At 63.6% G+C, this 16273-nt stretch carries 13 protein-coding genes and 1 riboswitch; of the genes, 6 read left to right on the forward strand and 7 right to left on the reverse strand.

The genetic code is table 11. The features are described 5' to 3' along the window. Positions 1-109: 109 nt before the first annotated feature. On the reverse strand, positions 110-1990 hold the full coding sequence (gene thiC / locus IAE39_RS19700) for a phosphomethylpyrimidine synthase ThiC (protein WP_201205616.1): 1881 nt from the start codon (positions 1988-1990) through the stop codon (positions 110-112). 156 nt (positions 1991-2146) lie between these two features. Next, a riboswitch (TPP riboswitch) is annotated at positions 2147-2253 on the reverse strand. A 160-nt stretch (positions 2254-2413) separates the two neighbouring features. On the opposite strand from thiC, the gene IAE39_RS19705 reads away from it, so the two are divergent. Further along, the gene (locus IAE39_RS19705) at positions 2414-3847 is read left to right on the forward strand and encodes a TolC family outer membrane protein (RefSeq protein ID WP_201205618.1); all 1434 of its coding nucleotides are present in this window, start codon (positions 2414-2416) and stop codon (positions 3845-3847) included. Positions 3848-3960: 113 nt separating this feature from the next. Here the strand turns inward: IAE39_RS19705 and waaA are convergent, their stop codons facing one another. Further along, complete coding sequence (gene waaA, locus IAE39_RS19710) at positions 3961-5232, reverse strand: lipid IV(A) 3-deoxy-D-manno-octulosonic acid transferase (protein ID WP_201205620.1); 1272 nt, start codon at positions 5230-5232, stop codon at positions 3961-3963. An 11-nt stretch (positions 5233-5243) separates the two neighbouring features. Further along, positions 5244-6134: a LysR family transcriptional regulator gene (locus tag IAE39_RS19715; RefSeq protein WP_201205622.1), complete on the reverse strand. Its 891-nt coding sequence runs from the start codon at positions 6132-6134 to the stop codon at positions 5244-5246. Between the two features lie 87 nt (positions 6135-6221). Between IAE39_RS19715 and IAE39_RS19720 the strand changes: the two genes are divergently transcribed. The 4 genes from IAE39_RS19720 (at position 6222) to IAE39_RS19735 (ending at position 9728) form a co-directional block, all read left to right on the forward strand. Beyond that, the gene (locus IAE39_RS19720) at positions 6222-6554 is read left to right on the forward strand and encodes a DMT family transporter (protein WP_054887895.1); all 333 of its coding nucleotides are present in this window, start codon (positions 6222-6224) and stop codon (positions 6552-6554) included. A 168-nt stretch (positions 6555-6722) separates the two neighbouring features. Continuing rightward, on the forward strand, positions 6723-7898 hold the full coding sequence (locus IAE39_RS19725) for an NAD(P)/FAD-dependent oxidoreductase (protein ID WP_201205624.1): 1176 nt from the start codon (positions 6723-6725) through the stop codon (positions 7896-7898). After that, the gene (locus IAE39_RS19730; RefSeq protein WP_201205626.1) at positions 7895-8707 is read left to right on the forward strand and encodes an aldo/keto reductase; all 813 of its coding nucleotides are present in this window, start codon (positions 7895-7897) and stop codon (positions 8705-8707) included. The genes IAE39_RS19725 and IAE39_RS19730 overlap by 4 nt, the downstream gene beginning before the upstream one ends. A gap of 52 nt (positions 8708-8759) precedes the next feature. Continuing rightward, positions 8760-9728, forward strand: coding sequence for a metal ABC transporter ATPase (locus IAE39_RS19735; protein ID WP_201205628.1), 969 nt, complete (start codon positions 8760-8762; stop codon positions 9726-9728). Positions 9729-9901: 173 nt separating this feature from the next. On the opposite strand, the gene hldE is transcribed toward IAE39_RS19735, so the two are convergent. The 3 genes from hldE to IAE39_RS19750 form a co-directional block, all read right to left on the reverse strand. Continuing rightward, entirely contained in the window at positions 9902-11323 is a 1422-nt protein-coding gene (gene hldE, locus IAE39_RS19740) for a bifunctional D-glycero-beta-D-manno-heptose-7-phosphate kinase/D-glycero-beta-D-manno-heptose 1-phosphate adenylyltransferase HldE (RefSeq protein WP_201205631.1), read from the reverse strand. Positions 11324-11453: 130 nt separating this feature from the next. Further along, complete coding sequence (gene msbA / locus IAE39_RS19745; RefSeq protein WP_201205633.1) at positions 11454-13262, reverse strand: lipid A export permease/ATP-binding protein MsbA; 1809 nt, start codon at positions 13260-13262, stop codon at positions 11454-11456. A gap of 15 nt (positions 13263-13277) precedes the next feature. Beyond that, positions 13278-14453: an O-antigen ligase family protein gene (locus tag IAE39_RS19750; RefSeq protein ID WP_201205635.1), complete on the reverse strand. Its 1176-nt coding sequence runs from the start codon at positions 14451-14453 to the stop codon at positions 13278-13280. 101 nt (positions 14454-14554) lie between these two features. Here IAE39_RS19750 and IAE39_RS19755 point away from each other — a divergent pair, with 101 nt between their 5' ends. Further along, the gene (locus IAE39_RS19755) at positions 14555-15160 is read left to right on the forward strand and encodes a toluene tolerance protein (protein ID WP_201205637.1); all 606 of its coding nucleotides are present in this window, start codon (positions 14555-14557) and stop codon (positions 15158-15160) included. A gap of 3 nt (positions 15161-15163) precedes the next feature. Here IAE39_RS19755 and IAE39_RS19760 read toward each other — a convergent pair whose 3' ends face one another. Continuing rightward, the gene (locus tag IAE39_RS19760; protein WP_201205639.1) at positions 15164-16255 is read right to left on the reverse strand and encodes a glycosyltransferase; all 1092 of its coding nucleotides are present in this window, start codon (positions 16253-16255) and stop codon (positions 15164-15166) included. Positions 16256-16273: the final 18 nt, after the last annotated feature.

The following is a 16273-nucleotide window of genomic DNA, read 5'->3' on the forward strand; positions in this document are numbered from 1 at the left end:
GGGTAAACCCGCTCCCACAGGACCGCACAACGCTGAAGGCGGTGGGTTTCCTGTGGGAGCGGGTTTACCCGCGAAGAGGCCAGCCGGTTCAATGCAGATGTAAAGTCACTTACACCTTGTGGTACAGCTGGCTGCCTTCCTGGCGGAACCGCTCGGCCTGCTCGCGCATGCCCTCTTCGACCGACACGTCCACCGTCTCGATCCTGGCGGCGTACTCACGCACTTCCTGGGTGATCTTCATCGAGCAGAACTTCGGCCCGCACATCGAGCAGAAGTGCGCGACCTTGGCCGATTCCTTCGGCAGGGTTTCGTCGTGGTAGGCACGCGCGGTGTCCGGGTCCAGGCCAAGGTTGAACTGGTCTTCCCAGCGGAACTCGAAACGCGCCTTGGACAAGGCGTTGTCGCGGATCTGCGCGCCCGGGTGCCCCTTGGCAAGGTCGGCCGCATGCGCGGCGATCTTGTAGGTGATGATGCCGGTCTTGACGTCATCCTTGTTCGGCAGGCCGAGGTGCTCCTTGGGCGTGACATAGCAGAGCATGGCGCAACCGAACCAGCCGATCATCGCCGCACCAATGCCCGAGGTAATGTGGTCATAGCCTGGGGCAATGTCGGTAGTCAGTGGGCCGAGGGTGTAGAACGGCGCCTCGTCGCAGCACTCCAGCTGCTTGTCCATGTTCTCTTTGATCAGCTGCATCGGCACGTGGCCAGGGCCTTCGATCATGCACTGCACGTCGTGCTTCCAGGCGATCTTGGTCAGCTCGCCGAGGGTTTCCAGCTCACCGAACTGCGCAGCGTCGTTGGCGTCGGCGATCGAGCCAGGGCGCAGGCCGTCACCCAGCGAGAAGCTGACGTCGTAGGCCTTCATGATTTCGCAGATTTCGTCGAAGTGGGTGTACAGGAAGTTTTCCTTGTGGTGCGCCAGGCACCACTTGGCCATGATCGAGCCACCCCGGCTGACGATGCCGGTCACGCGCTTGGCGGTCAGCGGCACATAGCGCAGCAGCACCCCGGCGTGGATGGTGAAATAGTCCACGCCCTGCTCGGCCTGCTCGATCAGGGTGTCGCGGAACAGCTCCCAGGTCAGGTCTTCGGCCACGCCGTTGACCTTTTCCAGGGCCTGGTAGATCGGCACGGTACCGATCGGCACCGGCGAGTTGCGGATGATCCACTCGCGGGTTTCGTGAATGTGCTTGCCGGTGGACAGGTCCATGACCGTGTCCGAACCCCAGCGGATGCCCCAGGTCAGCTTGGCCACTTCTTCCTCGATCGAGGAGCCCAGGGCGCTGTTGCCGATATTGCCGTTGATCTTCACCAGGAAGTTGCGGCCGATGATCATCGGCTCCACTTCCGGGTGGTTGATGTTGGCCGGGATGATCGCGCGGCCACGGGCGACTTCCTCGCGGACGAACTCGGGGGTGATTTCTTTCGGGATGTTGGCACCGAAGCTGTGGCCGGCGTGCTGCTCATTCAGCAGGCCGGCAGCGCGGGCCTCCTGCAGCTTCATGTTTTCGCGGATGGCCACATACTCCATCTCGGCAGTGATGATGCCCTGGCGGGCGTAGTGCATCTGCGAGACGTTGGCGCCGGCCTTGGCCCGGCGCGGGTTGCGCACGTGGGCAAAGCGCAGCTTGGCCAGTTCGGCATCGTTCAGGCGCTGCTGGCCGAAGTCCGAGCTCAGGCCGTCGAGGCGCTCGGTGTCACCACGGGCTTCGATCCAGGCCGAGCGCACATCGCCCAGGCCCTTGCGCACGTCGATGATCACGTTAGGGTCGGTGTACGGGCCGGAAGTGTCGTAGACCAGTACCGGGGCGTTGGTTTCGCCACCAAAATCGGTCGGGGTATCGTCCAGGCTGATTTCGCGCATGGGCACGCGGATGTCCGGGCGCGAGCCTTCGACGTAGATCTTGCGCGAACGGCGGAACGGTTGCACGGACTGCTGATCGACTTGTGCCGATTCGCTGAGGTTGATCGCTTTTTCTTGTTTGGTCATCACAGGCTCTCCAGACGGCTTCCTAGCAGTGGAATGTCGGGGGTGAACCTGAATGGCGCGGACGCACCCATTGATGAGTGCAGTGCCGGATACGGGGGTGCCTGAAGCTGCATGCAGCTGTGACAATCCCGGACCTGGCACAAGAGGCTCCCCGGGAAGGTGAGCAATCTTGTTCCCTACGCAGGCGCTAACCTGATCAGGTTCAACGGGATCCGCACCTCTGCGATCTCAGCCTTTGCTTCAAGGCACCCCGACAAGAACCTGCGCAGTCTAGACTGGAGTGGTCGGCAAAGCCAAGCGGGTAAATGCGCGGATGATGAAAGGCACACCCAGCGATTGTTGCCGGGGGCGCATGGCACTACACTGGCGCATCGCTCGATACTCAACAGTTCAGTAATTCAATTTCGTACAAGGATTGCCTCTATGCTGCGCAAACTCTCACTGGCGATAGCCGTGTCTTGTGCGTCCAACGGAGTGGTCTGGGCAGCGGACGTGCCCCCAACAGTCAAGACCGACCTGGTCAGCGTCTACCAGGAAGCGGTCGACAACAACGCTGACCTGGCGGCGGCGCGTGCCGATTACGGCGCCCGCCGCGAAGTGGTGCCGCAGGCCCGGGCCGGGCTACTGCCCAATCTGTCGGCGGGTGCCGAGATGATGAACACGCGCACCAAGCTGGATGAGCCGTCCATCACCTCCAACCGCAGCGGCAATTCCTGGAGTGCCACCCTGGCCCAGCCGATTTTCCGCGCAGACCGCTGGTTCCAGTTGCAGGCTGCCGAGGCGGTCAATGAACAAGCGGCACTTGAACTGTCGGCCACCGAGCAGAACCTGATACTGCAAACCGCGCAGAACTACTTCGCCGTGCTGCGGGCGCAGGACAACCTGGCGGCAACCAAAGCCGAAGAAGCGGCCTTCAAGCGCCAGCTGGACCAGTCCAACGAACGTTTCGACGTGGGCCTTTCCGACAAGACCGATGTGCTGCAATCCCAGGCCAGCTATGACACCGCCCGGGCCAACCGGATCATCGCCGAGCGCCAGGTCCAGGATGCCTTCGAGGCCCTGGTAACCCTGACCAACCGCGAGTACAGCTCGATTCAGGGCGTGGTCCACACCTTGCCGGTGCTGGTACCTACGCCCAACGACGCCAAGGCCTGGGTCGAAACCGCCGGGCGCCAGAACCTTAACCTGCTGGCCACCAACTATGCGGTGTCCGCCGCCGAAGAAACGCTGCGCCAGCGCAAGGCGGGCCATGCACCCACTCTGGATGCGGTGGCCAAGTACCAGAAAGGCGACAACGACAGCCTCGGCTTCACCAACCCTTCACAACTGGGTGTGCGTTACAGCGGCGATGTCGAGCAGACCAGCGTCGGCCTGCAACTGAACATCCCGATCTACAGCGGCGGCCTGACCAGCTCGCAGGTACGCGAAGCCTACCAGCGCCTGAGCCAGAGCGAGCAGCAGCGTGAAAGCCTGCGCCGCCAGGTGGTGGAAAACACCCGCAACCTGCACCGTGCAGTGAACACCGATGTGGAGCAGGTGCAGGCGCGCAAGCAGTCGATCATCTCCAACCAGAGCGCACTGGAAGCCACCGAAATCGGCTACCAGGTCGGTACCCGCAATATCGTCGACGTGCTTGATGCCCAGCGCCAGCTGTACACCTCGGTGCGCGACTACAACAACAGCCGCTACGACTACATCCTCGATAACCTGAGCCTGAAGCAGGCCGCCGGTACGCTGAGCCCGCAAGACCTGCAGGACCTCAAGCGCTACTTGAAACCGGACTACAACCCGGACAAGGACTTCCTGCCGCCGGACCTGGCTGCAGCTGCCGCCAAGAACTTCGAGCGCCGCCCCTGAGATTGATGTTGGCTTCTTCGCGGGTAAACGCGCTCCCACAGGTTCATCAGCGCCCTCAGGCCTGTGCGATCCCTGTGGGAGCGGGTTCACCCGCGAAGAAGGCCACACAGCATTCAGCGGATAAGCGCACCCAGCCCATCGAGCAAGCGCTGCAACGCCCCCTGATTGGCCTGCATCACCGCCCTGCCCGCCTCGCCCATGCGCTGCGCATCCTGCGGCAACTCGACCAAGCGCCGCACTTCCCCGGCCAGCCCGTCGGCATCGTCCACCTGCTGCAACGCCCCTGCCTCGCGCAACATCGCGCTGATTTCAAGGAAGTTGAACACATGCGGCCCCATGATCACCGGCAAAGCCAGTGCCGCCGGCTCCAGCGGGTTGTGACCACCGGTTGCCACCAGGCTACCGCCGACAAAGGCAATGTCGGCCAAGGCGTAAAGGAACAGCAACTCGCCCATGGTGTCGCCAAGCAGTACCTGCGTCTGCGCATCGACCGGCGCGCTGGCAGAGCGGCGCACGGTCGTGAACTGTTCGCTGCAAAGCGCATGCACCGCGTTGAAGCGCTCGGGGTGGCGCGGTACCAGGATCAGCAACGCATCACCATGCACCTGCAACAACTGCCGGTGCGCCTGCAGAACCAACGCGTCCTCACCTTCATGGGTGCTGGCCGCAATCCACACCGGTCGCTGCTGCGCTCCCCACTGCGCACGCAACGCCTTGGCACGGGGTAGTAGTTGCTCATCGATCTTCAGGTCGAACTTGATCGAACCGGTGACCTGCACGCACTCAGGACGCGCCCCCAGATCACGGAAGCGCTGCGCCTCGGTTTCCGTCTGCACGGCAATCAGGCTCATCTCTGCCAGCATCGGCCGGGTCAACCTGGCGAAGCGCCCATAACCACGGGCCGATCGCTCGGACAAACGCGCATTGGCCAGCGCCACTGGAATACCGCGTTTGGCACACTGATGGATGTGGTTGGGCCACAGCTCGGTTTCCATGATGATGCCCAGCTTTGGCTGCACATGGTCGAGAAAACGCCCCGCCGCCCAAGGCAGATCGTAGGGCAGGTAGCAATGCTGCACGCGCGGTTCGTCAGCGAACATGGCGCGAATGCGCTCGGAACCGGTGGGTGTCATGCAGGTGAGCGTGATCGGCAGCTCGGGGTAGGCCTTGAGCAAGGCACGCACCATAGGTGCAGCGGCAATGCTTTCGCCGACCGATACCGCATGCACCCAGATACCGCCCTGGCGCATGGCCGGCAGCTTGAAGGCAAAACGCTCGGCAATGCGCTGGCCATAGGCCGGCGCCTTACGCGCGCGCAGGTACAGGCGCAGCGCGACCAGCGGCAGGCCCAAGTGAAACAGCAAGGTGTAGAGGGTTCTGTTCATGGCAGCGGAGTTTACCCGATCGCGCGCAGGTGCACTGCAAAGCGCTCGGCCAGCCACTGCGCGGCAGGGCCCAGTGGCTCATCACGGCGCCAGGCCAGCTCCGCAACCAGCGCCGGCGGGCGCCATTCGCTGTCCAGTTCGACCATGTGTGCCTGGTAAGTCGGGTACTGCACCACGTGCCGTGGCAACCAGGCCCAGCCAAGGCCGCGCATCAGCAGTTCGGCCATGGCGTAGAAACTGTCGGCACGCCATACCTGCGGGCTGACCGCTTCGCCGCCGGGGTAGCCGCTTTGTTGCGGGGTAATCAACAACTGACGGTGGCGGGCCAACTGCTGACGCGTCACCCGGCCCTCGCCCGCCAGCGGGTGGTCGACCGCGCACACTGTGACCATTTCCACGCTGCCCAGGGCGCGCCGCTCCAGCGACGCGGGGATGCTTTCGTGATGAAAGAACAGCCCCAGGTCGGCGCGTCGCTCGACCAGCTTGCGCGCCACATCGCCTTGGGCACCGCTGGCCAACTGCACCTCCAGGAACGGGTAGCGGCTGGCCAGCTCATCGAGGCTGTCGATGACCGGCTGGTAGGGCATGGCTTCGTCCTGTGCCACCCGCAGCAAGGCCTCCTGCCCGCGCATCAGCGCCAGCGCACGGCCATCCAGGCGTTCGCACTGGCGCAACAGTTCACGGGCATCCTCCAGCAGCGCGCTGCCGTTTTCGGTCAGTTTCGGCTGCCGGCCACTGCTGCGCTCGAACAGGGTAACGCCCAGGTCGGTTTCCAGCAGGGCGATGGCATTGCTGATCGCCGACTGCGCCTTGCGCTGCTCGCGGGCCACAGCAGAGAACGAGCGCAGTTCTGCAACGCGCAGAAAGGTGCGCAGCTGTTCAAGGTTCCACTGCTCGGCCATCTGCCTATCTCCGTATTTGATAGGTAATGACTTTACCCCATCCAGGTTAGGTCTAGAATGCCCGCCCAGTAACCGGAGGAACCCGCCATGAATGCCTATACCTATCTCGCCATTGCCATCTGCGCCGAAGTCATCGCCACTGCCTCGATGAAAGCGGTAAAAGGCCTCAGCACGCCATTGCCGCTGCTGTTGATGGTGGTGGGCTATGGCATTGCGTTCTGGATGCTGACCCTGGTGGTGCGCAGCATTCCGGTGGGCATTGCCTATGCCATCTGGTCGGGGCTGGGGATTGTGCTGATCAGCGTGGCGGCGCTGGTGGTCTACGGGCAGAAGCTGGATGTGCCGGCGATGCTGGGGATGGCGATGATTGTGGGTGGGGTGGTGGTGATTCAGCTGTTTTCGAAGACCGCTGGGCATTGAGAGGTTTGCCTTGAGGTTTCAGCGCCTGTGAGATCGAGCGCCGCGCGGGCGGCGCGCGATCTCACAGGCGCAATAAACCTCAAGGCAGCCACCTGTCAGCCCTCTCACAATCCCTCCCATGCCTGACCCTGTATACTTGCCAGCTGTCCCAGTCTTCGAGGTACCGCCATGCCATCTGCCATTTCCACTGACGTGTTGATCGTCGGCGCCGGGGTCGCAGGCCTCTGGCTCAATGCCCGCTTGCGTCGCCTGGGCTACTCGACAGTGCTGGTAGAGCGCGCCAGCCTTGGCGGCGAGCAGACCATCAAGTCGCAAGGCATCATCCATGGCGGTACCAAGTACGCCTTGCACGGCGCGCTGACCGGTGCCTCGGAAGCCATCGCCGACATGCCGCGCCGCTGGCGCGAGGCATTGAGCGGCAGCGGTGAGCTGGAGTTGACCCGCACCCGCCTGCTGTCCGATGCCCACTACCTGTGGTCGCCAGGCACCCTCGCCGGCAACCTCACCAGCTTCTTCGCCAGCAAGGCCGTGCGCGGCCGGGTCGATCAGGTGAAAGGCGAGCAACTGCCTCCCGCGCTGCAAGACCGCGCCTTCAAGGGCAAGGTCTATCGCCTGGCCGAACTGGTCATCGACGTACCCAGCCTGCTGGCCAACCTGGCCGAGCTGGCCGGCGAAAGCCTGCTGGCCGGTGAACACATCGAGCCGCTGCGCGAGGGCGACGAACTGGTCGGCCTGCGGGTCGATGGCCGTGACATCCGTGCCCAGCGCATCGTCCTCAGCGCCGGTGCCGGCACCGCTGACCTGCTACATGCCCTGGGCCTGAACCAGCCGGCCATGCAAACCCGCCCGCTGCACATGGTGCTGGCCAAGGGTGCCAACCTAAAGCCGCTGTACGCGCACTGCCTGGGCGGCGGGCCGAAACCGCGGGTTACCATTACCACCCACCCGGCCGCCGATGGCCAATGGGTCTGGTACCTGGGCGGCGACCTGGCCGAAGCCGATGGCGTTGCCCGCGAACCGGCGGCGCAAATTGCTGCTGCACAGAAGGAAATCGCCAGCCTGCTGCCGTGGGTCGACCAAAGCCAGATACATTGGGCGACCTTGCGGGTCGACCGCGCCGAGCCTGCGCAATCGGGCCTGGTGCGCCCGGACAACGCCTTCCTTGCCGATCAGCAACGCCTGCTGGTTGGCTGGCCGACCAAACTGGCACTGGCACCGGACTTCAGCGACCGGGTGATCAGCCACCTGGAGCGCGACGGCATTCGCCCGCAGGCACACGCCGAGCTGGCCGGCCTGCCACGCCCGCCACTGGGCGTACCGGCCTGGGAGCAACTGTTGCCATGAGCCTGCCGACCCTGCACGACTTCCACCGGCCGCTGGGCAGCACTGGCTTCGCGGTTTCGCCACTGGGCCTGGGCACTGTCAAACTGGGCCGCGACCAAGGCGTCAAATACCCTAACGGCTTCACCATCCCCGACGATGAAGACGCCCGTCTACTACTGGCCCAGGCCCGCGAACTGGGCATCAACCTGATCGACACCGCCCCGGCCTACGGCCGTAGCGAAGAACGCCTGGGCCCGCTGCTGCGCGGCCAGCGCGACGAATGGGTGATCGTGAGCAAGGTCGGCGAAGAGTTCGACAACGGCCTGTCGCACTTCGATTTCAGTGCCGCCCACACCCGCCGCTCGGTGGAACGCAGCCTGCGCCGCCTGGAAACCGACCGCATCGAACTGGTGCTGGTGCATTCCGACGGCAATGACCTGGCCATTCTTGAACAGCAAGAGGTCTACCAGACCCTGGCCGAACTCAAGCAGGAGGGCAAGATCCTTGGCTTCGGCCTGTCCGGCAAAACCGTCGCCGGCGGCCTCAAGGCGCTGGAGCAAGGCGACTGCGCCATGGTCACCTACAACCTCAATGAGCAGGCAGAACGCCCGGTGCTGGACTACGCTGCCGAGCACGGCAAGGCCATTCTGGTGAAGAAGGCCCTGGCCAGTGGACATATCTGCCTGGCGCCGGGCGTTGACCCGGTGCAGGCCAGCTTCGAGTTGCTGTTCGCCCACCCGGGCGTCAGCAGTGCTATCGTCGGCACCATCAACCCGCTGCACCTGGCCCACAACGTGGCCACCGTCGCCCGCATCCTGGGCCGGCACTGAGTTACCCCTGGCCCGAGGGCCAGGAAACTGACCCGACGCAAGGAGGAGCCTCGTGGCGCGAACGCTGATCCGCAAGAACCCGAGCAACTTCAAGACACTGCCCCTGCATGTCGAGGCCACGCCCGAAGGCCTTATCTACCAAAGTATCGGCATGCCGCTGAACTTTGCCCAGACCCAGCAGCGGCGCAAAGCCATCCAGCTGCCCGACGCGCAGCGCTTTGTGGTCGAACTGGCCAACCTGGGCGTGTCGGTGCGCCTGACGCTGAATTGGCAGAACCGCGATTACTGGGTGCTGGTGCGCCAGCGCCGGCAAGATCGCGGCGATGTGGTGCTGAAACTGATTTCCGGTTATGTACCGGCGCAGGAGCTGAACCTGCCGCTGCATACGGCGGTGCAGGAAGTGGCCGAGGAATGCCTGCTGGAAACCCCAGAGGGCTGGCTGGGTGGCCGCTTCAATGACACCTGGCTGCCGGTGCCGTACGCCGCCGCCCTGCACTACCGCGAAACCCCGCATTTCGTGCTGGCCCCAGAGTCCGGCGCCGCCCGCCCGGTGCACTGCGGCAAGCTGATGCTGCTGGAGCGGCCACGGGCCTATGTGCACTTGCCTACCGCTTCGTTGCAACTGATCTACGACATGCGCCTGCAGGTGCCAAGGGAGGCCAAGAAGCTCAGCCTGTTCCACGTTGATGAGCGGCTGGAGGGCGACCAACTGGTGGCACGGCTCAACCGCAAGCGGCCCGACCTGTACCTGATGCCGTTGAAGGACGGCCAGCCATTGGCAGAGCTGTACACGCTGAAGAAGGACGAGCTGGTGCCGGCGAGTACGCGGGGGCTGTACCTGGCCGAAAGCTTTGCCCGGCAGGAAGGCTGGGTGGTGACAGACGAGCGGGTACGCTGGAAGGACTGGGTGAAGCAGCAGGGGCTGGTGGAGAGCAAGCCGGTGCGGGCGTCGCACTTACAACGCTTTGGCGACAAGGCGCGGGCGTTGCTGGAGCGGGCTCGCACTTCACTGCACAAGTGATATTCCTGGGCTTGCGCGCCCCCTGTAGGAGCGGCCTTGTGTCGCGAAAGGGCTGCGCAGCAGCCCCAGGTCTTCAGCGTAGATGGCACAAACAGCCGGGGCTGCTGTGCAGCCCTTTCGCGACACAAGGCCGCTCCTACAGGGGCCCGTGAAGGTCAAAAAAAAGCGTTCGATCAGTGCTTGCGGATCTTCTCGACAATGGCAGTAGTCGAGCTGTTCTCGACCAGCCCCAGCACCTTCACGGTACCGCCATAGGCCTTGACGATATCGGCACCCACCACCTGGTCGATGCCATAATCGCCACCCTTTACCAGCACATCCGGCTTGACCTGACTCAGCAGGTTTTCCGGGGTGCCTTCCGGGAAGCTGATTACCCAGTCCACTGCGCCCAGCCCCGCCAGCACGGCCATGCGCCGGTCAACACTGTTGATCGGCCGGCCCGGCCCTTTCAGGCGGCTGACCGAAGCATCGTCGTTGACCGCGACGATCAGGCGATCACCCTGCGCCCGCGCCTGCTCCAGGTAGGTCACGTGACCGGCATGCAGGATGTCGAAGCAGCCGTTGGTGAAGACGATCTTCTCTTTGTGCGCCCGTGCGTCATCAATGGCCAGCAGCAGTTGCTCCAGGCCCAGCACACCGCGCTCGGAGCCTTCCTCACGCTGGATGGCACGGCGCAGCTCAGGGGCGCTGATGGCAGCGGTACCCAGCTTGCCGACCACGATGCCCGCTGCCAGGTTGGCCAGGGCCACCGCGTGGGGCAGGTCCTCGCCAGCGGCAATGGCTGCGGCCAGGGTAGAGATGACGGTGTCGCCGGCACCGGTCACATCGAACACTTCACGTGCCCGCGCTGGCAGGTGCAGCGCCGGCTGGCCAACGCGCAGCAAGGTCATGCCATGCTCGCCACGGGTGACCAGCAAAGCCCCCAGGTCCAGGTCCTGCAGCAGTTGCAGGCCCTTGGCGACCAGTTCGGCCTCATCGGCGCACCGGCCGACAATGGTCTCGAACTCACTGAGGTTAGGGGTGATCAGGCTGGCGCCGCGGTAGATGGAGAAATCCTTGCCCTTCGGGTCGGCCAGCACCGGAATGCCCTTGGCCCGCGCTGTCTGGATCAGGCTCTGGTGATTCTTCAGTGCGCCCTTGCCGTAGTCGGACAGGACCAGCACCTTGACGCCTTCGAGCAGGCTGTCGACTTCAGTGGCGAGTGACAGCGGGTCGGTGGCGAACGGCTCTTCGAAATCGATGCGCAGCAGTTGCTGGTGACGGCTCATGACCCGCAACTTGACGATGGTCGGCTGGTGCGCGATGCGCTGGAACACCGAGCGCACGCCAGCAGCCTGCAGGCTGTTGGCCAGGCTGTCGGCAGCTTCGTCCTGGCCGGTGACACCGACCAGCGAAGCCGGCGCACCCAGCGCGGCAATGTTCAAGGCAACGTTGGCCGCGCCGCCGGGGCGATCCTCGATCTGATCGACCTTGACCACCGGGACTGGCGCTTCAGGCGAGATACGCGAAGTACCGCCATGCCAGTAGCGGTCGAGCATGACATCGCCGACCACCAGTACCGGGGCTTGATCGAAACGCGGCATGGACAACTTCATGGGCAACCCATATGGAAATAATGAACAGGGGCAGGATATTAGCACAGGGTAGTCGACGGCTTTACGGCCAGATCATCCCCGGAAAATTCCCGTGACAATCGGGGCCATGACGGCCCCGATCAAGGAGGGTTCAGGTGATATCAGCCTTGGTCGGCTCATCCAGGCCCATGGCATGCAGGCGGGCATAATGGCCATTAGCCGCAAGTAGCTCGGCATGCGTGCCGCGCTCGACCAGACGGCCCTGGTCCATGACCAGGATCTGGTCGGCCTTCTCGATGGTCGACAGCCGGTGGGCGATCACCAGTGTGGTGCGGCCTTGCATCACGTGGTCCAGCGCCGCCTGGATGTGCCGCTCGGACTCGGTATCCAGCGCCGAGGTGGCTTCGTCGAGGATCAGCAGCGGCGCGTTTTTCAAAAGCGCGCGGGCAATGGCCAGGCGCTGGCGTTGGCCGCCGGAAAGCAACACACCGTTTTCACCCACCTCGGTATCGAAGCCCTTCGGCAGGCGGTCGACGAACTCCTTGGCATAGGCATCGGCCGCAGCGGCTTCGATGTCTGCGCGTGGGGCGCCAGCCAGGTCGCCATAGGCGATGTTGTTGGCCACGGTGTCGTTGAACAGGGTGACGTGCTGGGTCACCTGCGAAACATGCCGACGCAGGTTGCGCAGGCGGTAGTTCTCGATCTCCACGCCGTCGAGCAGGATCTGCCCCTGGTCGTGGTGATAGAAGCGCGGGATCAGCGCGGCCAGTGTCGACTTGCCGCTGCCGGAACGGCCAACAAGGGCGATCATCTGCCCAGGTTCGGCGGTGAAGCTGATGTTACTCAGCACTTCACGTTCGGTACCCGGGTAGGTGAAGCTGAGGTTACGTACCTCCAGGCGCCCGTCCACGCGCTCCTTCTCGACAGTGCCGGTATCCACTTCGGGCGCTTCGTCCAGTTGCTCGAAGATGCTTTCGGCACCGGCCAGGCCCTTCTGGATGGTCGAGCTGACTTCCGAAAGCTGGCGAATCGGCTTGGGCAGCAGGCCCGCTGCAGTGATATAGGCCACCAGGTCACCGGCAGTGGACTCGCCTCGCAGGAACAGCACCAGGAACATCAAGGCGGCCATGGCGCTGTAGATCACCAGCTGCAGCATCGGCGTGTACAGCGAGCCGGTCTTGGTCATGCGCAGCTGCTTGTCGGTGTTGCTCTGGCTGGCCTTGCCGAAACGCTGCTGCTCGTAGGCCTCGCCACCGAAGCTGCGGACCACGCGGTAACCCTGGATGGTTTCCGAGGCCACGTGGGTAACGTCGCCCATGGCCACCTGGATCTTCTTGCTCTGCTTGCGGAATTTCTTGCTGGCGACGCTGACCATTACCGCGATCACCGGCAAAATGGCGACCATCACCAGGGTCAGGTGCCAGTTCATCCACAGCAGGTAGGCGAACAGGAACACCACGGTCAGGCCTTCGCGGATCACCACCTTGATGGCATCGGTGGCAGCACCGGTAACCATGGTCACGTTGAAGGTAATACGCGAAATCAGGTGCCCGGAGTTGTGGTTGTCAAAGTAGCGGTTAGGCAACACCAGCAGCTTGTTGAACAACTCCACGCGCAGGTCGTGCACCAGGCACAGGGAAACCTTGGCCAGGAAGTAGTTGCCGAGGAACGAGCCCAGACCCTGCCAGGCCGCGATCAGGATGATCAGCAGCGGCACTGCCTGCAGCAATTGCAGGTCGCGCAGGTAGGGAACGTTGGGGAACAACACCGCTTCGGGGTTGCTCAGCCCATCGACGAAGTACTTGAGAATGCCGGCCAGCATCGGCTGGGTCGAGGCAAAGATCACAAAACCGACAATGCTCAGCAGGAAAATGCCGACATAGGGTTTCACATAGCTCAGCAGCCGGAAGTAGATCTTCAGGCTGGAGGTGTGCTCCGCCGGTCGCGGTGTTTCGGCCATTATCGAGCTCGCTGTTCAGGTTGAACCGGAAATTTTACCACAGGCGCCATTTTCGGCACGCCCCCATGGCAGCATCATGGCAAGGCCCACCGGCAGCCAGCTGATGAACCACTCGGCACGCGGCGTACCGGTGAGGCTGGCGGCGTCGAACTGCATGGCCAGGGTCGAATACACCCACAAACCGAGCAGGATCTTGCCGAACAGCGTGCCGCGGGCGCGGACGATTTCAGCCAGGGTATACAGCCACACGGCCACCCACAGCAGCATCCCGGGCAACCCCACCTCCAGCGCAACGTGGGTGAACATGTTGTGGGAATGATCAAACTGCAAGCCTGAGGCCTGCACGACATAAGGGCTGCCCATCCCCAACCCCGTCCAGGGGTGTTGCGAAATCATGTTGATGACGGCGCCGAAAATTTCTGGACGGAAGGAAGAGCCTCGCTGCGCGATGACATTGTACATCGCGAAAAACGCCAGCCCGGTGGCGACCACCGCCAGCAGCGAAAACAGCCGGCTGTGCCGGTCGCGGTACCACAGTGGCGCAATCACCACGGTGAGCACCAGCGCCAGCACCGCACCACGGCTCTGGCTGAGGATAACGAACGCCCCCAGGCAAGCCAGCGCCGCCGCCCAGCCCAGCTGCGCTGCACGATGCGTTGGCCGGTCGTAGAGCATCAGCAGCACCGCCGCGCCGATCACATAAGCCCCCAGGATCGGGTGTGCAATTTCGCCGATCCCCGTCAGCCGGGCGATCAACGGGAAGCCCTTGAAACCGTAGAGGTAAATGATCGACATCAAGGCAGCCAGCGCCAACAGTGCGCTGCCCATGCGCAACAACCGACGTATCTGAGCCTGGCCCAACTGGGCCAGCAGCGGGAACGCCAGCAGGAACACCAGGATATAGAGCATGCGCTTGAGTTCACGACCCGGGTCTTCTGTCGCCGACCAGGCCAGGGTGACCCCGCTCCACACCATCAGCAACAGCACACTCCCCCACAAGGCCGGCTGGCGCTTGCAGGCCTGCACCAGCACGCTACGGGCAGACCACGCCAACACCAGCGTCGGCAACCACAGGAACAACACCAGGCCTTGCTGATAGAGCTTGTTGCTTGGCGCCAGGGCAATCGCCGCCAGGAACCAGACCAGACCGAACCCCAACCAGGCCCGCGCCCAGTCTTTTTGATACAACATCCTTCCTCCCCGATGAATCAAACACACCATCCATGGTGCTACCGCATTATTTTCGGCATTATTGCCGGTCATTTTGTTCGCCAGACGACAAGGCTCTATTCATGCAATGCTCCCGGCTCACCCAGGTCGACTTCGATCAGCTGACACTTGGCGCACAGGTGCTTGAGGCGGATAGCCATGGCGCCAAAGTCTACCTGCTTGCAGATGGAAATTTCCTCAAGGTTTTTCGTAGGAAAAGGCTGATTTCATCTGCGCTGCTGCGCCCCTACTCGCAGCGCTTCGTCGATAATGCCGCGCGCCTGGCGCAATTGGGCATCCCCACCCTCGAGGTCATCAGCCAGCACAAGCTCGACCTGCCAGGGCGCACCGCCGTGCTCTATCGCCCGCTGCCCGGGCGCACGCTGCTGCAGATGTCACGCGATGAAGGTTTCAGTTGGGATATTTACCTGCCGCGCCTGGTCGAGCTGATTCGCCAGCTGCACCGCAGCGGTGTGTACTTCCGTTCGCTGCACCTGGGCAACGTGGTGGTCACCCCCGACCAACGCCTGGGCCTGATCGACGTGGCCGACATGCGCTTCCTGCGTCCGCCGCTGTCGGCGCGCATGATTCGACGCAATGTGCAGCATATGGTGCGCTACATCGAGCGGGAGAACCTGGGCGACCGGTTCCCCCTCGCTGCGTTCGAGGCGGCCCTGCTGGCACGCTGAACGTCAGTTGCGCAACAGGCTTTGCGAACCGTTGCAGAAGGCTTGCCAAGCCTGTTCCGGCGCCAGTGCCTGGCGCTGCCTGGCGGCTACCGCCGAGGCATTGAGCGCCGCGCAATGCTCAATCGCCTCGGCCCAGGCGCCCTCGTCGGCAACAGGCAGATAGCCGCCGGTGTCCCGCAATTGCTCGCGAAACACCTGCAGGTCGCTGCAGACCACCGGCACATCGGCCATCACCGCCTCTTGCACCACCAGCCCCAGGCCTTCTGAACGCGAAGGCACCAATAGCCAGTCGAACGCCCGATACAGTTGCTGAAAGTCTTCGCGGTAACCGCGCAGATGAACTCGCCCCGCCAGGCCCAGTGCATCGATTCGCGCTTCCAGCACGGCGTGCTGGGGGCCTTCACCAATGATCGCCAGCTGCAAGCCTGGCTGTCGCGCACTGGCCTTGGCGAAGGCCTCGATCAGCATTTCAAAGCCTTTGCTTTCCACCAGGCGCCCTACCGCACCGAGCATCACAGCGGCATCCTGAGGCAACTGCAGCGCCTTTCTGGCCTGCTCCCGGCTGCGCAACGGCTCGACGAACGCCAGCGGGTCAAGCGCCATACGCAAGGTTTGCACCGGCCTGCCCAGGTCACGCTCCAGCGACTCGGCCAACGTCTGCGACACCGCTGCAATACTCAGGCGCTCAGGCGCAAGCATGCGCAACAGGCGGATATCGCCGCCGTTCAGCCGCGTCTTGCCGTGGAACAACACCTTGGCCCGCAGCTCGGGAATGCTCTGCAACAGCGGCAATACCAGGCGTGCAACGCCAATGCCGTCGAGCAGGACGACTTCAGCCCTGGCCTCGGTCAGCGCCTTGCGCAAGCGCATGCGCAGCCACGGCCGCAGCAGGCGCCACAAGTGGCGACCTTTCAGTGCACGCGACGGCATGTGCCACTCCCGGGTCGAGCCAAGCCCACAGCAGAGCCCGCTTCCCAGCAGTAGCCAGTTACTGATTCGGGCATCGGCACCCGCGTTGGACAATACCTGCCGATGAACTTTGTGGATGGACACATACGGCGTTCCACCCGCCCACATCATATTGACGATGTTCATGGGCCCTCTCCCGCTCAT

It is taken from the genome of Pseudomonas sp. S37 (genome assembly GCF_016658545.1).
GTDB lineage: Bacteria > Pseudomonadota > Gammaproteobacteria > Pseudomonadales > Pseudomonadaceae > Aquipseudomonas.

Excerpts from the sequence above, each read along its gene's own strand:
- thiC (WP_201205616.1), bottom strand. The coding sequence starts at position 1,990 with ATGACCAAACAAGAAAAAGCGATCAACCTCAGCGAATCGGCACAAGTC.
- IAE39_RS19705 (WP_201205618.1), top strand. The coding sequence starts at position 2,414 with ATGCTGCGCAAACTCTCACTGGCGATAGCCGTGTCTTGTGCGTCCAAC.
- waaA (WP_201205620.1), bottom strand. The coding sequence starts at position 5,232 with ATGAACAGAACCCTCTACACCTTGCTGTTTCACTTGGGCCTGCCGCTG.
- IAE39_RS19715 (WP_201205622.1), bottom strand. The coding sequence starts at position 6,134 with ATGGCCGAGCAGTGGAACCTTGAACAGCTGCGCACCTTTCTGCGCGTT.
- IAE39_RS19720 (WP_054887895.1), top strand. The coding sequence starts at position 6,222 with ATGAATGCCTATACCTATCTCGCCATTGCCATCTGCGCCGAAGTCATC.
- IAE39_RS19725 (WP_201205624.1), top strand. The coding sequence starts at position 6,723 with ATGCCATCTGCCATTTCCACTGACGTGTTGATCGTCGGCGCCGGGGTC.
- IAE39_RS19730 (WP_201205626.1), top strand. The coding sequence starts at position 7,895 with ATGAGCCTGCCGACCCTGCACGACTTCCACCGGCCGCTGGGCAGCACT.
- hldE (WP_201205631.1), bottom strand. The coding sequence starts at position 11,323 with ATGAAGTTGTCCATGCCGCGTTTCGATCAAGCCCCGGTACTGGTGGTC.
- msbA (WP_201205633.1), bottom strand. The coding sequence starts at position 13,262 with ATGGCCGAAACACCGCGACCGGCGGAGCACACCTCCAGCCTGAAGATC.
- IAE39_RS19750 (WP_201205635.1), bottom strand. The coding sequence starts at position 14,453 with ATGTTGTATCAAAAAGACTGGGCGCGGGCCTGGTTGGGGTTCGGTCTG.
- IAE39_RS19755 (WP_201205637.1), top strand. The coding sequence starts at position 14,555 with ATGCAATGCTCCCGGCTCACCCAGGTCGACTTCGATCAGCTGACACTT.
- IAE39_RS19760 (WP_201205639.1), bottom strand. The coding sequence starts at position 16,255 with ATGAACATCGTCAATATGATGTGGGCGGGTGGAACGCCGTATGTGTCC.